The sequence below is a fragment of the Lentzea sp. genome (assembly GCF_036380075.1).
Classification (GTDB): Bacteria; Actinomycetota; Actinomycetes; order Mycobacteriales; family Pseudonocardiaceae; genus Lentzea.
Map to the genome: position 1 here is coordinate 15,973 of NZ_DASVFL010000024.1, position 14,246 is coordinate 30,218.

Annotated in this window: 16 protein-coding genes and 1 pseudogene; 9 read left to right on the forward strand and 8 right to left on the reverse strand. The window is 72.2% G+C overall.

From position 1 onward, the window contains the following. Positions 1–82: 82 nt before the first annotated feature. The 4 genes from VF330_RS02540 to VF330_RS02555 are packed head-to-tail and all read left to right on the forward strand — an operon-like array spanning position 83 to position 5,214. Entirely contained in the window at positions 83–1,462 is a 1,380-nt protein-coding gene (locus tag VF330_RS02540) for a hypothetical protein (protein ID WP_330849831.1), read from the forward strand. Beyond that, positions 1,459–1,914, forward strand: coding sequence for a hypothetical protein (locus VF330_RS02545; RefSeq protein WP_330849832.1), 456 nt, complete (start codon positions 1,459–1,461; stop codon positions 1,912–1,914). The genes VF330_RS02540 and VF330_RS02545 overlap by 4 nt, the downstream gene beginning before the upstream one ends. Continuing rightward, positions 1,907–4,396 (forward strand): Hsp70 family protein, encoded by a 2,490-nt coding sequence (locus VF330_RS02550; protein ID WP_330849833.1) that lies wholly within the window; start codon positions 1,907–1,909, stop codon positions 4,394–4,396. The genes VF330_RS02545 and VF330_RS02550 overlap by 8 nt, the downstream gene beginning before the upstream one ends. Further along, positions 4,393–5,214, forward strand: a complete 822-nt coding sequence (locus VF330_RS02555; RefSeq protein WP_330849834.1) for a hypothetical protein — start codon at positions 4,393–4,395, stop codon at positions 5,212–5,214. The genes VF330_RS02550 and VF330_RS02555 overlap by 4 nt, the downstream gene beginning before the upstream one ends. A 16-nt stretch (positions 5,215–5,230) precedes the next feature. Here the strand turns inward: VF330_RS02555 and VF330_RS02560 are convergent, their stop codons facing one another. The 5 genes from VF330_RS02560 to VF330_RS02580 all read right to left on the reverse strand — a co-directional run bounded on the left by VF330_RS02560 (position 5,231) and on the right by VF330_RS02580 (position 8,950). Continuing rightward, complete coding sequence (locus VF330_RS02560) at positions 5,231–5,971, reverse strand: hypothetical protein (protein ID WP_330849835.1); 741 nt, start codon at positions 5,969–5,971, stop codon at positions 5,231–5,233. Next, positions 5,968–6,555 carry a hypothetical protein gene (locus tag VF330_RS02565; protein WP_330849836.1) on the reverse strand — a complete coding sequence of 196 codons (588 nt, stop codon included), beginning with the start codon at positions 6,553–6,555 and terminating at the stop codon, positions 5,968–5,970. The genes VF330_RS02560 and VF330_RS02565 overlap by 4 nt, the downstream gene beginning before the upstream one ends. Before the next feature lie 79 nt (positions 6,556–6,634). Then, a complete protein-coding gene (locus VF330_RS02570; protein WP_330849837.1) occupies positions 6,635–7,858 on the reverse strand; it encodes a PP2C family protein-serine/threonine phosphatase in 1,224 nt (407 codons plus the stop codon). Continuing rightward, on the reverse strand, positions 7,846–8,238 hold the full coding sequence (locus VF330_RS02575; protein ID WP_330849861.1) for an ATP-binding protein: 393 nt from the start codon (positions 8,236–8,238) through the stop codon (positions 7,846–7,848). The genes VF330_RS02570 and VF330_RS02575 overlap by 13 nt, the downstream gene beginning before the upstream one ends. A gap of 226 nt (positions 8,239–8,464) precedes the next feature. Further along, positions 8,465–8,950, reverse strand: a complete 486-nt coding sequence (locus tag VF330_RS02580; RefSeq protein WP_330849862.1) for a MarR family winged helix-turn-helix transcriptional regulator — start codon at positions 8,948–8,950, stop codon at positions 8,465–8,467. A 99-nt stretch (positions 8,951–9,049) separates the two neighbouring features. Here VF330_RS02580 and VF330_RS02585 point away from each other — a divergent pair, with 99 nt between their 5' ends. The 3 genes from VF330_RS02585 to VF330_RS02595 all read left to right on the forward strand — a co-directional run bounded on the left by VF330_RS02585 (position 9,050) and on the right by VF330_RS02595 (position 11,068). Further along, complete coding sequence (locus VF330_RS02585; protein ID WP_330849838.1) at positions 9,050–10,234, forward strand: GAF domain-containing SpoIIE family protein phosphatase; 1,185 nt, start codon at positions 9,050–9,052, stop codon at positions 10,232–10,234. 90 nt (positions 10,235–10,324) lie between these two features. Then, complete coding sequence (locus VF330_RS02590; protein WP_330849839.1) at positions 10,325–10,552, forward strand: DUF2188 domain-containing protein; 228 nt, start codon at positions 10,325–10,327, stop codon at positions 10,550–10,552. Positions 10,553–10,693: 141 nt separating this feature from the next. Beyond that, positions 10,694–11,068: a cupin domain-containing protein gene (locus VF330_RS02595; protein WP_330849840.1), complete on the forward strand. Its 375-nt coding sequence runs from the start codon at positions 10,694–10,696 to the stop codon at positions 11,066–11,068. On the opposite strand, the pseudogene VF330_RS02600 reads toward VF330_RS02595, so the two are convergent. Both VF330_RS02600 and VF330_RS02605 read right to left on the reverse strand, forming a co-directional pair. Beyond that, a pseudogene (locus VF330_RS02600) lies at positions 11,061–11,396 on the reverse strand (TetR/AcrR family transcriptional regulator); the annotation flags it as partial. The gene VF330_RS02595 and the pseudogene VF330_RS02600 overlap by 8 nt on opposite strands. Before the next feature lie 36 nt (positions 11,397–11,432). Continuing rightward, positions 11,433–11,621: a hypothetical protein gene (locus VF330_RS02605; RefSeq protein ID WP_330849841.1), complete on the reverse strand. Its 189-nt coding sequence runs from the start codon at positions 11,619–11,621 to the stop codon at positions 11,433–11,435. 223 nt (positions 11,622–11,844) lie between these two features. On the opposite strand from VF330_RS02605, the gene VF330_RS02610 reads away from it, so the two are divergent. Both VF330_RS02610 and VF330_RS02615 read left to right on the forward strand, forming a co-directional pair. Then, positions 11,845–12,582, forward strand: coding sequence for a D-Ala-D-Ala carboxypeptidase family metallohydrolase (locus tag VF330_RS02610; protein ID WP_330849842.1), 738 nt, complete (start codon positions 11,845–11,847; stop codon positions 12,580–12,582). A gap of 71 nt (positions 12,583–12,653) precedes the next feature. Further along, a complete protein-coding gene (locus tag VF330_RS02615) occupies positions 12,654–13,466 on the forward strand; it encodes a hypothetical protein (RefSeq protein ID WP_330849843.1) in 813 nt (270 codons plus the stop codon). Here the strand turns inward: VF330_RS02615 and VF330_RS02620 are convergent. After that, entirely contained in the window at positions 13,402–14,223 is an 822-nt protein-coding gene (locus VF330_RS02620; protein WP_330849844.1) for a helix-turn-helix transcriptional regulator, read from the reverse strand. The genes VF330_RS02615 and VF330_RS02620 overlap by 65 nt on opposite strands. Between the last annotated feature and the right edge of the window lie 23 nt (positions 14,224–14,246).

Below are 14,246 nucleotides of genomic sequence, written 5' to 3' on the forward strand. Positions count from 1 at the left end.
GACGTGGCCGGGTGGAACCCGGCGCTGGCAGGAAGCGGTCAGCACCCCACGCCGCGGGCCTCCACCGCCCTAGCGTGATCCCATGCCGATCAGCCAGGACAGGAGCACAGCCGCGAGGCTGCGCGACGTGGCGGGCCCGGACCTGTACCGGCGCAACCCGTTCCGCGTCACCGGCCTGGCCACCACCGCCAAGCCCGCACAGGTGCGCGCCCACCGCCACCTCCTGCTCGGTGCCCTGGACCTCGGCGGCACCGTGCCCGGTGACCGGCGGCTTCCCCTGCCGCGGCCGCCCTCGGCGCAGGACGTGCGCACCGCCTTCGACGCGCTGGAGCGCCCGGACCACCGCCTGGTCGACGAACTGTTCTGGTGGTGGGCCGGACCGGGTGCCTGCGGATGCGCGCCGGCGACGCACGAAGCACACGACGCGGCCGTCGAGGCGCACGCCAGGGCGCTCGACGCCGAGGCGGACGAGGACCTCTGGGTCGACGCGGCGGACGCGTGGATGGACGCGCTGGACCTGCCGGGGTTCTGGGACCACGTGCGGCACCGGATGGGCGCGTCGTCGGACCGGAGGATGAACGAGTCCACTGTGGAGGGTCTGCGGACCGCTCTGCCGCAGGCACTTCTCGCACCCCAGGTCGCGCTCGCCGCCGCCAGGCCGGTGCTCGCCCGCCTGCTCGACACGTGGGACGTGCCCGCCGCACTGGTCGACGACGCCCGGCACACCGCCGCCGCGCCCACGTCCCGGCGGATCGACGAACTGGTCGAGGAGGTGAACCGGTTGTTGCTGGACAACGCTCACGTCCGAGCGGCCGAGCGGGTCGTCCACCTGCCCGCGCTCGCCGACCTGCTCGACGAGCTCGCGCCGCACGAGCGGTACCGGTGGTCCGCGCAGCAGCGCAACAGGGTCGCCGTGATGCTCAACAACACCGCGATGGCGGTGAAGAACAGCGACCGGCACCAATCCGTCGACCTGCTGGAACGGGCGCTGTCGTACGTCGTCGAGCAGAGCGACCGGAGCACCGTCCAGGACAACCTGGCGGACACACCGCGCCCGGCCGCGTTCGGGCGGCGACGGACGGCGGAGCCGCTGCCGGCGACGGCGGTGAAGCCTCTGCTGCCGACCCGGTGGCCTTCGAACCTCGCGGTGTCCGCCCTTTACGTGGCCGCGACGACGACCTTCGTCGCCGGCTTCCTCGGTGCCCCGACGTGGCTCGCGGTCGTCGCGACGGTCCTGTTCTCCTGGATACCGATGAGGGTCATCACCTCGAACGGGTACCGGTCGCTGGTGGGCGACCTGGTGACGCTCCTCGTGGGCGCTCTCGCGTTCATCGGTGGCTGGTGGGCCGTGAGCGCGCTCCCGTCGGACGTGCTGGGGCCGTTCTGGTGGTCCGCCGCCGCCTTCGTCCTCGTCTCCCCCTTCACCTACGCCCTGGTGGCCGACTGGCGGGACCGCCGGTGAGGGGGCAGCGCAGGTACCACCGCGAGTTCCGGATCGCCGCGCCGCGCTGGCCGGAACCGGTGTCGCTGGCCGGGATGGTCGAGCGGGCCGGCGGCCCGGTCCTGGACGAGGGGGACCTGGCCGACGCCGCGACGAACCTCTGGCGCGCGCGGCGCAGGCTCTCCCGGCTCGTCGAGGAGGACTCGCGGGAGGCCAGGCGGGTCGGCCGCTACCTGCAGGCCGCGCAGCGCGCGCTCGACGAGGCGGGCCTGCTGGTCCAGGACCACGACGGCACCACGTTCCACCCCGGCCTGTCGATCGAGGTGCTGACCATGCAGCCGGATCCGGCGCTGCGGCACGAGGTCGTGCGCGAGACCGTGCGGCCGTCGGTCTACCTGGCGGGAAAACGCATCCAGATGGGGCAGGTCATCGTCGGCTACCCCGGTGACGACTCGGAGGAAACCGGTGCGTGACACCATCGACTTCGGCATCGACCTCGGCACCACCAACAGCGCGATGGCCGTCGTGCGCGACGGCGCGGTGGAGGTGGTCAAGAACAACGAGAGCTGGGACTACACGCCGTCCGCCGTGTGGATCCCGAGGCCGGGCGTCACGCACGTCGGCCGCGGCGCGCGGGACCGCATCCCGATCGACCCGGCCAACGTGCACCTCGAGTTCAAGCAGGAGATGGGACTCGCGGGCACGGCCAGGAGCTTCCCGAAGGCGGGCGTCTCCCTGACGCCGCAACAACTGTCGGCCGAGGTGCTGAAGTCGCTGCGGGCCGACGCCGCGCACCGCTACGGCGAGGCGCCGCCGGCCGCGGTCATCACGGTGCCGGCCGCGTTCCGCATGCACGAGAACAACGCCACCTACGAGGCCGCCGCGCTGGCGGGGTTCGGCACCTGCCCCCTGGTGCAGGAACCGACGGCCGCCGCGTTCGCCTTCGGGTTCCAGAACGAGAGCGCCGACGCGCACTGGATGGTGTTCGACTTCGGCGGCGGCACGTTCGACTCGGCGATCGTCAGCACGCACGACGGCGAGCTGCGGGTGCTCGACCACGCGGGCGACCGGCACCTCGGCGGCAAGCTGGTCGACTGGGCGATCGTCGAACGCCTCCTCGTCCCGGCGGTGGAGTCCGGGCTGGGCCTGCGCGGCGTGCGCCGCGGCGACCCGTCGTGGTCCGGCAACTTCGCGCTGCTCAAGGACGCGGCGGAACGCGCGAAGATCGCGCTGTCGCGCGCCGAGGTCGCCGAGGTGGACGTCGAGCTGGAGATCGGCGGCCGCAAGGTGGTCTTCGACCACGCGTTGCGCCGCGACGACGTCGACCGCGTCGCCGAGCCGTACTACCTGCGCGCGATCAGCCTGTGCCGCGACGCGCTCGAAGCCGCCGGCCTGGGCGCCGCCGACATCGACAAACTGCTCCTCGTCGGCGGCACGACGCTGGCGCCGGGGCTGCGCGAACGCCTGGCGGACCCGGTGGTCGGTCTCGGCGTCGAGCTCGACCACAGCCAGGACCCGAGCACGGTGGTCGCCCGCGGCGCGGCGGTGTTCGCGAGCACCGTGCCGCTGGAGCGCACTAGGGCACGGGCCGTGGCGGGCGAGTTCACCGCCGACCTCCGCTACCCGCGCGCCACCAGCCTGGACGTCGTCCCGGTGCAGGGCAGGTTCGGCAGCGCCGGCGAGCAGGACTGGTCGCGGTTCCACGTCGTGCTGGCCAACGAGACCGGCACGCCGCCGTTCCGCACGCCGCAGGTGAGCCTGGACGCGCAGGGCGCGTTCGTCACCGAGGTGCGGCTGGACGAGCGGACGACGTCGACGTTCACCCTGCTGCTCGGCGATGCGGACGGCGTGCGGCACGCGGTGGACCCCGCCACCGTGACGATCACGCACGTGGTGAACGAGCTGGGCGGCCAATCGCTGACCAACTCCCTCGGACTGTCCGAAGCGGACGGGACCTTCACCCCCGTGCTGCACAGGGGCACCCGCCTTCCCGCTGTCATGTCGGGCACCTTCTACACGACGGTCCCGTTGCACCGCACCGACTCCGACGCGGTCATCCGCATCCCGCTGGTCGAGGGCGAACGGACGCGCGCCGACCGCAACACGCGGATCGGGCTGATCGAGATCCGGTCCAGCGACGTCCGCTTCGACCTGCCCAGCGGCAGCGAGGTCGAGATCACCCTCGAGGCGGACGAGTCGCGCCTGCTCACCGTCGTCGCCGACGTGCCGCTGGTGGACGAGCAGTTCGAGGCGGTGATCGACCTCTCGAACGTGCCGCCTCCCGACCCGGCCGCGCTGGAACGGGAACTGCGCGAGGTGCACGGCAGGCTGGCGTCGTTGCGGGAGGACGACCGGCTGCCGGCGCACGCCCGCGACAGGCTGGACCAGCTGGAGAGCGAGCAGGTGCTCGCGCTGACCCGTGACGACGTCAAGGCCGCCGCCACCGACCCCGGCCGGGCGTCCGCCGCGGACGAACACCTGCGCGAAGCCCAGGACGTGCTGGACGAGGTCGAACGGGAACGCGACCTGCGCGGCCTGCTCGACGAGCTGGACGAGCAGCTCGCCCACTGCCGTGAGCTGCTCGACCTCTCGGGCGCCCCCGACGACCACCTGGAACTGGCCGACCTGGAACGCCGCGCCGCCGATCTCCGCGCCACCCCCGAACGCGCGGCGATCGAGGAGCTGCTCAACCGCGCCACCCACCTCGCGACGACGGTCATGAAGCGCGACGAGACCTACGACGTCGCGCTCTTCCACCACTTCCGCACCAACCTGGCGAAGCTCCGGCAACCGGTGCGCGCCCGAGCCCTGGTCGCCGAGGGGAACCTGGCTCTCGCCCAGAGCGACTGGCGCCTCCTGCCCGCGATCAACCAGGAGCTGCGCGGCCTGTGGCCCGCCGGCGAGCAGGACCGCGCGCCCGGCGGCGTCCGCAGCCTGAACACCAGGCCACGATGAACGCCGTCGCCCACGCCCGCGACGTCGACCGGGCCCGTGCCGCGGACCTGGCCAGGGCAGGAGACCACGCGTCAGCCCAGCGGATCCTCGAGGGCCTCGGCCGCGATCCGTCCACTTTGGACCTGCTGGCGCGGGTGCACGCCCAGCGCGGTGACCTGGCCGCCGCCCGGGCCGTGTGGGCCGACGTCCTGTCCCAGAACCCGGAGCACGCCTCGGCACTGGCGGGCACGCGGCTGATCGCCGACATCACCGGCGGACGACGCCGTGCCCGCCCACTGCCGATCGCGCTCATCGGCGGTTCACTGGTCGTCGTCACGGTCGCCGCGGCCCTGCTGCTCCAGCACGAACGTCCCCCGGTCGCGCCGGAGCCTCCTCCGGTCACAGCCCAGCCGACCGCTCAACCGGTCACGACCACCGCGGCGACTCCGGCGCTGATGGTCCTGCTGGCGAGTCCGGACGTGCGGCTCGAAGCCGTCGGCGCCGGGGTTCGCGTGGTCTTCCGGCAGGGGATGTTCCTGCCGGACAGCACGTCACTGAGCCTTCAGGGGCTCCAGCAGTTGGAGCGGTGGGGTCCGCTGCTGCGCGGCAAGGAGGTGCGTGTGACGGTCGTCGGGCACGGCGTGGCGGTTCCCGGCGGCCCGGCGACCGGCGGCTCGACGACGGCGCTGGCGAGGGCCGCGGCGGCGGTCGAGGTGCTGGCCGCGGTGGGCGGCCAGCCGACGACCGCTTTCTTGCTGCGGTCGGCCGAACAGTCGGACCTGCCGCACGCCGATGCCGCCCTGAACCGGACGGTCACGCTCGTGGTGGACCCGCTCTGACCAGCCCAGCCGGAGGTCAGGCCCGCGAAGGCGGCACCGGCAGGGCTCCGATGCCGGGGACGACGAGCCGCAGTCCCACCTGGTCGACGTCGTCCATGAACTCGTCGAACTGCGAGTCACCCAGCGGAGCGTCCAGCAGCGGCGCTGCCGGCAGGGCGTCCGCCGCCCGCTCGTACAGGGCTATCGCGTTCCGTTCCTGCCACAGGGAACACCGGTAGAGCAGGCCGTCCAGGCGCACCGGCCGCGTGCGGCCGTCGTCGTCGACGTACTTCGCCCTGTCGCCGCGGTAGTGCAGGTAGATCGCTCGCGACCAGCGCCGGGCCATCTCGTGGGGCCCGCTCGAGATGGCACCGTTGCACCCCGCTCTCGTGGCCCACCGGGAACCGACGTTGAGGAGGCAGAGCTGCCGCCGAGGACGGTAGGTCGCGAAGTGCGGCCGGTCGAACCAGCGATCGACCACCCTGGTGCGCTGGAACCGTTCCAGGAGGCAGACGAGCAGCATCTCCTCGTTCGGGTCCTCGGGCCTCGACACGCCGTACGCGATTCCGCGCCGCGGGTGGTTGCCGGCCGGAGCGGGGTGGTGGTCGAAGCGGGAGTCGGAGGGCCCGTAGGTGCGGAACGTGTTCCACCTGACCGGGTGCGGTCCGGCCGCGGAGTAGACCCGGCCGATGGTGTCGGTGGGGTTCACGAAGCTGAGGAAGCTCTTCTCGAGCTCGGGGAACCGGTCGCGGCACGGGGGCGGGAGCACCTCGCTCATGCCGGCACCCCCAGCAGTTCGGCGATGGCGATGACGGGCGCGACGGGCCGTTCCGACCGGAGCCATTCCAACGGGGTCAGACGCCGGCCGGCGACGGCGAGCTCGGGCGCCTGGGTGTTCAGGAAGCCCAGCGTCGCCAACGGGTCGAAGCCCTCCGGCAGGTGTTGGAGCACACGGCCCAACCCGGGGATCTGGTTGTGGCCGACGAACTGGAACGACGGCAACCGCACGTCCTGTTGCAGGGCGAAGGCGAAGAACGACCTGTCCTCGACCCGCCGCCGCACTTCCTCCACGGTGCACCGCAGCTGCTCGGCGACTTCCGATGGGCTCCAGCTGTCCTCGACGAGTCCGATGTAGATCTCCATCGCCCGCACCGACGCGCGGTGGGAGACGTGCACCGGCTTGCGGTCCGAGATCTCCATCTGCCGCAGGACAGCGCGTTCGCGCTCGTCCAGCCTCGACGGCTCGCGTCCGGCGAAACCGGCCGCCGCGACCACCTCCAGCCAGGCGGCGAGCTCACCCACCGGCATGTGCATCATCTCGGCGACGTGCTCGAACCGCTCCAGCAAACCGGGCTGTGCCATGGCAAGGCTCCTCTCGGAGCGTCCCGCCGTGACGCTGGTCCATCAGGTGCAGATGGAATCGTGCCGGACACCGCCCCTGTTACCGGCCGCTGAACCGCACGCCCAGCAGGACGGTGTCGTCGGTGTACACGACGATGTCGTGCATGTCCCGCACGATCGACGACAACGCGACGCCGAGAGGGTGGGAAGCGTACGCAGTGGCGGCACGGACGAGCCGCTGCTCGCCCTCGTCCACGTCACCGCGGCTCTCGACGAGCCCGTCGGTGTACAGGAGCACCTGGTCCCCCGGCGACAGGACGACGCCGGGAGTGCCGTGGCTGCCGGGATCGGGGAACCCGACGCCGCGGCCGGGCGCGTGCAGATAGGTCGGCTCGCCCTCCGCGGGTACCAGCAGGGCGGGCGGGTGGCCGCCGCCGGCCAGGCGCAGCTCGCCGGTGCGCGGGTCCAGGCGGGCCAGCAGCACGGTGGCCATGAGGCCCTCGTCGATCTCGGCGGCGCGGCGCACGAGGTGTTCGAACGGGTGGCCTTCGAGGGTCAGCGTGCGGATGGTGTGGGTGACGTTGAGGGCGTTGCGGGTGCAGGTGACGCCGTGGCCGACGGCGTCGACGACCGTGATCTGCAGGGTGCCGTCCGCGAGGACGAACCAGTCGTAGAGGTCGCCGCCGGTCGGGGCGTCGCGGTCGGCGGGCGCGTAGTGCACGGCCAGCTCGACGCCCTCGACGGTCGGGGGCGGCGGGCGCAGGGCGTCCTCGAGCTCCTGGAAGATCACGGCGTGGGCGCGGCGCAGCTGTTCGTCGCGCTGCTCCAGTTCGACGTACATGGCCAGCACGCCGCTGTTCGTCTCGGACAGCTCGTGCTTGAGCTGCCGGTGCTCGCGCTCCAGCGCGTCGATGCGCGCCAGGCTGGCGCGCAGTTCGAGCTCGGTGGCGCGGAGGTCGTCCATCGGGTCCGATCCTCCTCCTTCGGACGCGCTCGCGCGGCCGGAGAGGTGCCACACGGCGGCGGGGTCGTCCACGGGTTCGGGGAGCAACGGCAGGTTCAGCGGCCGGCTGCGGTCCAGCGGCGCGCGCAGCGGCACCGTCACCACCACTGTGCCGGTGCCGGGTTTGACGTGCGCGGCCGCGGTCGGCGGTTCGGTCGTCAGACCCGCCCGCGCCAGGGTCGTCGCGCTGAGCACCAGCCGTGCGCGCAGCTCGACGTCCACGCCGTGGTCGTCGCACAGCGACCGCAGCCGCGCTCGCAACGCGCTGACGCCGTCGGTCGCGGCAGGGGTGACGGGCACGTCCGCGGTCACGCCACCCACCGCACGACGGTGACCGTGGTGCCCTCGCCCACGGCCGTGTCGATGCTGAACTCGTCGACGAGCCTGCGCGTCCCGCCCAGCCCGTGGCCGAGCCCCGCGCACGTGCTGAAGCCGTCGACCAGCGCCGCTTCGACGTCGAAGATGCCGGGGCCGCGGTCGGTGACGGCCAGGCGCAGTCCGCGACGACCGCCCGGTCCGACGAGCTCGGTGATGACCATGGTGCCCCCGCCGCCGTGGACGTAGGCGTTGCGGCCCATCTCGCTGGCCGCGGTGACGATCTTGGTCTGCCCGATGAGGTCGAGCCCCGCCACGACGGCCGCCGCCCGCACGGCGTGGCGCGCCGCCAGCACGTCCTCCTCCGAACGGACCTCGCGGATCATCTCGTCCGCCGCCGGCCGGAGCAGGACACGCGGCTCAGCCGGTCGCACGAGGACGAGGTCGGCGAGGGGCGCACACGTCTGGCTCATCTGTCGCCACCCACGCCCCCACCACCGAGTCATTCCGCTCTGAAATATTGTCGCGCGACAAACGTTAGCAGAGGCGACACGCCGATTCCGGCGTTGCGGCACAGGAGCTCCGGCGTGTCGTGAGGGGGTGCGGGACCTGTCAGGCGGACTGGCTGCCGGCCTCGTCGTGGCCGTCCTCGAGCGGGTGCACCGACGTGGCCGCGTCGCGGAACTTCCGCAGGCCGCTGACCAGCGTGGACCTGGCCGCCGGGGGCAGCTCGCCGACGATCTCGCGCAGGTGCTCGCGCCGCCGTTCGCGCAGGTCGAGCAGGTAGGCCCGGCCGCGCTCGCTGAGCGACAGCTCGACCTCCCGCCTGCTGGTGGGGCTCAGGGCGCGGTCCAGGAAGCCGACCGCCTGGAGCCGGTCGCAGAGCCTGCTCACCGAGGACGGCGCGGCGTCCAGCGCCTCACCGAGCGCGCGCAGGTTCGTACCCGACGACTTCTCCAGCACGAACATCACGCGCAGCTGGGAGACCGAGATCGGGGCGGGCGAGACGTCCTTGCTCCGCTCCCACATCACCTCGATCTGTTCGACCACCTGGGTGAGAACCTGGAGCACGTCGTCGACTCCGGCGTGGGGCCGCATCCGGTTCACGCGCCCACTGTCGCATCATCATGTTCCCCGTGTCATGTCCTGCCGTCTGCGATGCACGATCGGCACCCGTCACCAGAAAGCAGGAACCCCGTGGCCGCCCCCGCCGAGAACAGATACCTGGCCGTCGAGCAGGCCCTCCGCACCGCGGAGCCGCACGAGCTGCTGACCGTCGTGCGCGCGGAGCTGCGGCGGCTGTTCCAGGCCGACGCGGTGGACCTGCTCCTGGCCGACTACGCGCTGACCATGCTGCAGCCCGTCTCCGAACTGCCCTACACCAGCAAGCCGATCCCGGTGAACGGCAGCACGCCCGGCCAGGCCTTCGGCGCGCAGCAGCCGTTCACCGAACGCCGTCCCGGCCCGTCGGCCACCGCCTACCTCCCGGTCACCGTCCGCGGCGACCGCCTCGGCGTCCTCGCGGTGGAGCTGCCGGACGTCCCCGATGAGGCTGACCTGGCCGAGCTGACGTCGATCGCGCGGACGCTGGGCCACGAGATCGTCATCGCCGAACGCGACACCGACCTGTACCTGCAGGCCCGGCGGGCCACACGGCTCACCCTCGCCGCGGAGATGCAGTGGCAGCTGCTGCCGGGCAGGTCGTGCCGCGGCGCCGAGTACGACCTGGGCGGCCAGCTGGAGCCCGCGTACGCGATCTACGGCGACAACTTCGACTGGTCCGTCTCCGCCGAGCACCTGACGCTGACGCTCACCAACGGCATGGGCGAGGGCCTCGACGCGGCACTGCTGACGAACCTCGCGATCAGCGCGTTGCGCAACGCCCGCCGCGCCGGCGTCCCGCTGGCGGACCAGGCCGCGCTGGCCGACCAGGCCGTCTACGGCCAGTACGGCGGACGGCTGCACGTCTCGGTGCTCCTGCTCCGGTTCGAGCTCAAGACCGGCAGGGTCGAGGTGATCGACGCAGGGTCGCCGCGCATGTGGCGGCAGCGCGGCGGCACCGTCGAACCGATCGGGTTCGACGCCCAGCTCCCCCTCGGCATGTTCGAAGACACCCCGTACGCCGCCGAGGAGTTCCAGGTCCTGCCCGGCGACCGCCTGGTCTTCGTCAGCGACGGCGTGTACGACGTGCCGTCGCCCGCCGGCGAGCTGTACGGCGCGCGTTCGCTGGCCCGCGCGATCAACCTGACGCGCCTGCTGCCCGCGGCGCAGGTCCCCAGGGAGGTGCTCCAGCAGCTCGCCGGGCACCGCACCTCCGGTCTCGCCGACGACGACGCGATGGTGCTGTGCCTCGACTGGCACGGCAGGACCACCGCGGACTGACCGTCCACTGTGGACAATGCCGGTCCGGTGGTGTCAGCGGCCCGCCGGCTGGGCACCCTCCTCGCGAAACGGACCAGCGAGGAGGAACTGATGCAGGGCGATGTCGAGACCTACCACGAGAACGACACCTGGAAGACCAAGGTGGAAGGCAACTCGCAGGCATCGAGCACGCACGACACCAAGGAAGAGGCCGTCGCCAAGGGGCGCGAGATGGCGATCGAACGCGGAGTCGAGCACGTCATCCGCAACCTGGACGGCACGATCGGCGAGAAGAACACCTATCCGCGCAGCAGCGACCCGCGCGACATCCCCGGCTGACCAGCCGGTAGCGCGGCGAGACGTCCGAGTGCCGGCCGGGATCCCGAACCCGGCCCGCGCCGCGGGCGATCCCACCGCGGATGACAGGATCCTTGCGGAGGTTGACAGTCCCGTGGCCTCCTCCGCTGCGACAGTGGCGTCATGGCACACACGGAGAAGGCCGACCTCGCGGCGCAGGCGGCGGCGCTGACGGAGTTCTGGTCGCAGCGGGAGGTGGCCCGAGCCAACGGCAACCTCTTCAAGGTCGCCAAGGGCATCGGCTCCACGAACTGGCACGCGCACGACGACCAGGACGAGGTCTTCCTCGTCCTCTCCGGGCGGATCACCATCCAGCTCAGGGACCGCGACGTCGAGCTCGGCCCCGGCGAGCTGTTCGTGATCCCGCGCGGCACGGAGCACTGCCCGGTGGCCGAGGAGGAGGCGCGTTTCCTGCTCGTGGGACCGGAGATCACGTCGACCGCGGCCGGCGGAAAGCCGGAGTGGAGCTACTCGCGGCGCGACGACCAGCTCACTTGAACAGGTGGTCGAGGCACAGGTTCAGCCCGCCGGCGCGCAGGCAGGCCTGCCACCGCCGCACCAGCTCCGCCGTGACGGCCCTCGCCGCCGGGCTGTGCCGGCCGACCTCGCTGATCAGCACGCCGAGCGGGTAGTACAGGCCCTGGTCGCGGTACTGCTCGACGACCAGGTCGCGCCACGACTCCCAGGCCGCGCGCGAGACGAGCTCGTCCAGGTACGGCTGCCGGTCGTCGAGCAGTACCGCGAGCAGCAGCTGTTCCCTGCCCTGCGGGAAGTAGTGGAACAGCTGGCTCTTGCCGGTGCCGCTGCGCCGGCCCACGTCGTCGAGCGTCGTACTCGCAGGTACATTTTCGACGGATGCGGTTCAGTGCTTGCGGTAGTGCACGACCAGGCCGGCGCCGAACACCAGGGCGAGCACGCCGAAGACGATGCCGACGACCGTGCTGACACCGGTCGTCTGCACGGCGGCGTTGACGGCCGCGCTCAGGGCCAGGCCGGTCCACAGAAGGGCGCGAGTGCGGGAGTTGCCGGTGGTGATCTCATTGTTCGTCATGACCAGAACGCTAGTGAGCGAGCGGTGGCGTGAAGATCCCCTCCACTGCCGGAGTCGAGGTGGAGCAGGCTCCACCCCCGTTCGCGGGGTCGACCTGGTCGCGCGGCCAGGGCTGTCCGGGTGGTTTCCCTCCGCCTCACTGGATGTTCAGTTGGTTGGTCGTTGACAGAACCAGCGCGCACTCGACAGGCTGCACGTCCCTGCGATCGAAAGGTGCCTTGTCGTGAAACTCCGTTTTCTCTTACCGGCGCTCGCCCTGTTCGCCGGTGTCGTCGTCACGCCGGCCGCGGCGCAGGCGGACCCCATCGGCGCGGCCGATGCCTGCTACACCTGGGGACGCACCCTCTCGCAGGGGGCATCGGGCGAGGACGTGCGGCAGCTCCAGATCCGCGTGGCGGGCTACCCCGGCTACGGCGCGGTGCTCGGCATCGACGGGCAGTTCGGGCCGGCCACGAAGGCGGCCGTGACGCGGTTCCAGCAGGCCTACGGGCTGGGCGCGGACGGCATCGCCGGGTCCGCGACGTTCTCGAAGCTCTACGCGTTGCAGGACAACGACTGCACGCCGGTCAACTTCAGCTACGACGAGCTGAACAACTGCAACTCCGACTGGTCGGGCGGCAACGTCTCGGCGGCGACCGCGCGCGCCAACGCGTTGGTGTCCATGTGGAAGCTCCAGGCCATGCGGCACGCGATGGGCGACCGGGCGATCGTCGTCAACGGCGGCTTCCGCAGCGTCTCCTGCAACAACGCCGTCGGCGGCGCGTCGGGCAGCCGCCACCTCTACGGCGACGCCGTCGACCTCGGCGCCGGGGCGCAGGGCTTCTGCGCGCTGGCGAAGCAGGCCCGCAACCACGGCTTCAACGAGATCCTCGGCCCGGGCTACACCGGTCACAACGACCACGTGCACGTCGCGCACAAGTCGAGCCGCTTCTGGTCCGCGCCGAGCTGCGGCGTGTCCTAGATGTCGTGACGGATCGCGGTGACCAACGGCACGCCCGGGTCACCGCGGTCCGTCTGGCAGACTGCCGGTAAGTGGACGTCCTGCTGCTCAAGCTCTTCCTCGCTCCCGCGCTCGTCGTGGTGTCCTCTGTGGCCGGACGCCGGTGGGGACCCGCCGTCGCCGGGGTGCTCGTCGGACTGCCGATCGTGGCCGGGCCGATCCTGTTCATCACCTACCGCCAGCACGGCGCGGAGTTCGCCGCGCGAGCCGCCTCGTCCTCGCTGCTCGCACTCGTCTCCCTGGCCGTGTTCGCCGTGGTCTTCGCGCACGTCGGCAGTCAGGCCGGGTGGGTCGTCACCGTCGCGACGACGTGGATCACCGTGCTGGGCGCGGACTTCGCGCTGTCGTTCGTCCGCGTTCCGGTACTCGTCTCGTTCGCGTGCAGCCTCGTCGCGACCGCTCTCGCGATGCTGTGCATGCCGAAGCCCGAACCCGTGGACGCGCTCAAGAAGGCGCCGACGTGGGACCTGCCGGCCCGCGCCGTCGCCACCGGCGTGCTGGTGCTCGTGATCACCACGGCGTCCGCCGCTCTCGGTCCGGGCTGGACCGGTCTGCTGGCACCTTTTCCCGTCGCGTCAACGGTTCTGGCCGGTTTCATCCACGCCCAGCAGGGTTCCGCGATGGCCACACGGGCGATGGTCGGCGTGCTGACGGGCCTGTTCGCGTTCGCGTCGTTCTGCTTCGTGCTCGCCGTGTTCACGGTTCCGCTCGGGACGGCGGCGTTCGGGCTCGGCATCGTCGTGGCCGCGGCCGTGCAGCTCGTGGTCACCCGGCTCGGGTTCAGACCGCCTGCCTGGCCAGCCGGCTCAGCGTCCGCGCGGAGGGCGACCCCGCGTCGGCCGTGACCAGCACGACCTCCTGGTCGTCCTCGGGCACCAGCAGGACGTCGCAGTTCAGCCGCAGCGTGCCGGCGTCGGGGTGCCGGATGGTCTTGGTGCGGTGGCCGGGGGCGTGCACCGGACGCGTCCGCCAGATCCGCCGGAACTCCTCACTGCCCGCGTGCAGCTCGTCCAGCAGGGCCGCGAGCTGCGGGTCGTGCGGGTAGCGCTCGGCGGCGCGCTGCAGCCGGGCCACCACGACGTGCCCGAACTCCTCGGCGCTGGAGCTCTCGTACGTGCTGCCGAGGAAGCGCCGCCGCGCGAGGTTCGTCGTCCCGTCCCCCAAGCCGAGCAGCATCTCCGCCAGCGGGTTCCAGGCGACGACGCCGTAGGACGCGTCCGTGACGATCGCGGCGGTCCCGGGCAGCCGCTCCAGCATCCGCGCCACGTGCGGGCGCACCCCCCGCACCGCGCTCGCGGCGGGCGGCGTGACCGTTCCCGCGAGGCGGAACAGGTGGCTGCGCTCGGCGGACGTGAGCAGCAACGCCCGGGACAGCCCCTCCAGGATCCGGTCGGACGGGCGGGGACCGCGGGCCTGTTCGAGCCGCGCGTAGTAGTCGACCGACATGTGGGCGAGGTCCGCGACCTCCTCCCGGCGCAGACCGGGCGTGCGACGGTCGGTGCCCGTCGCCGTCAGCCCGACGTCGTGCGGCCGCAGGACCGTCCGGCGCTCCCGCAGGAAGCGGGCCAGTTCCTGCCGCGCCATCGCCACCACCTCCTCCACTGCCGGGTACAGGCTATCCCTGG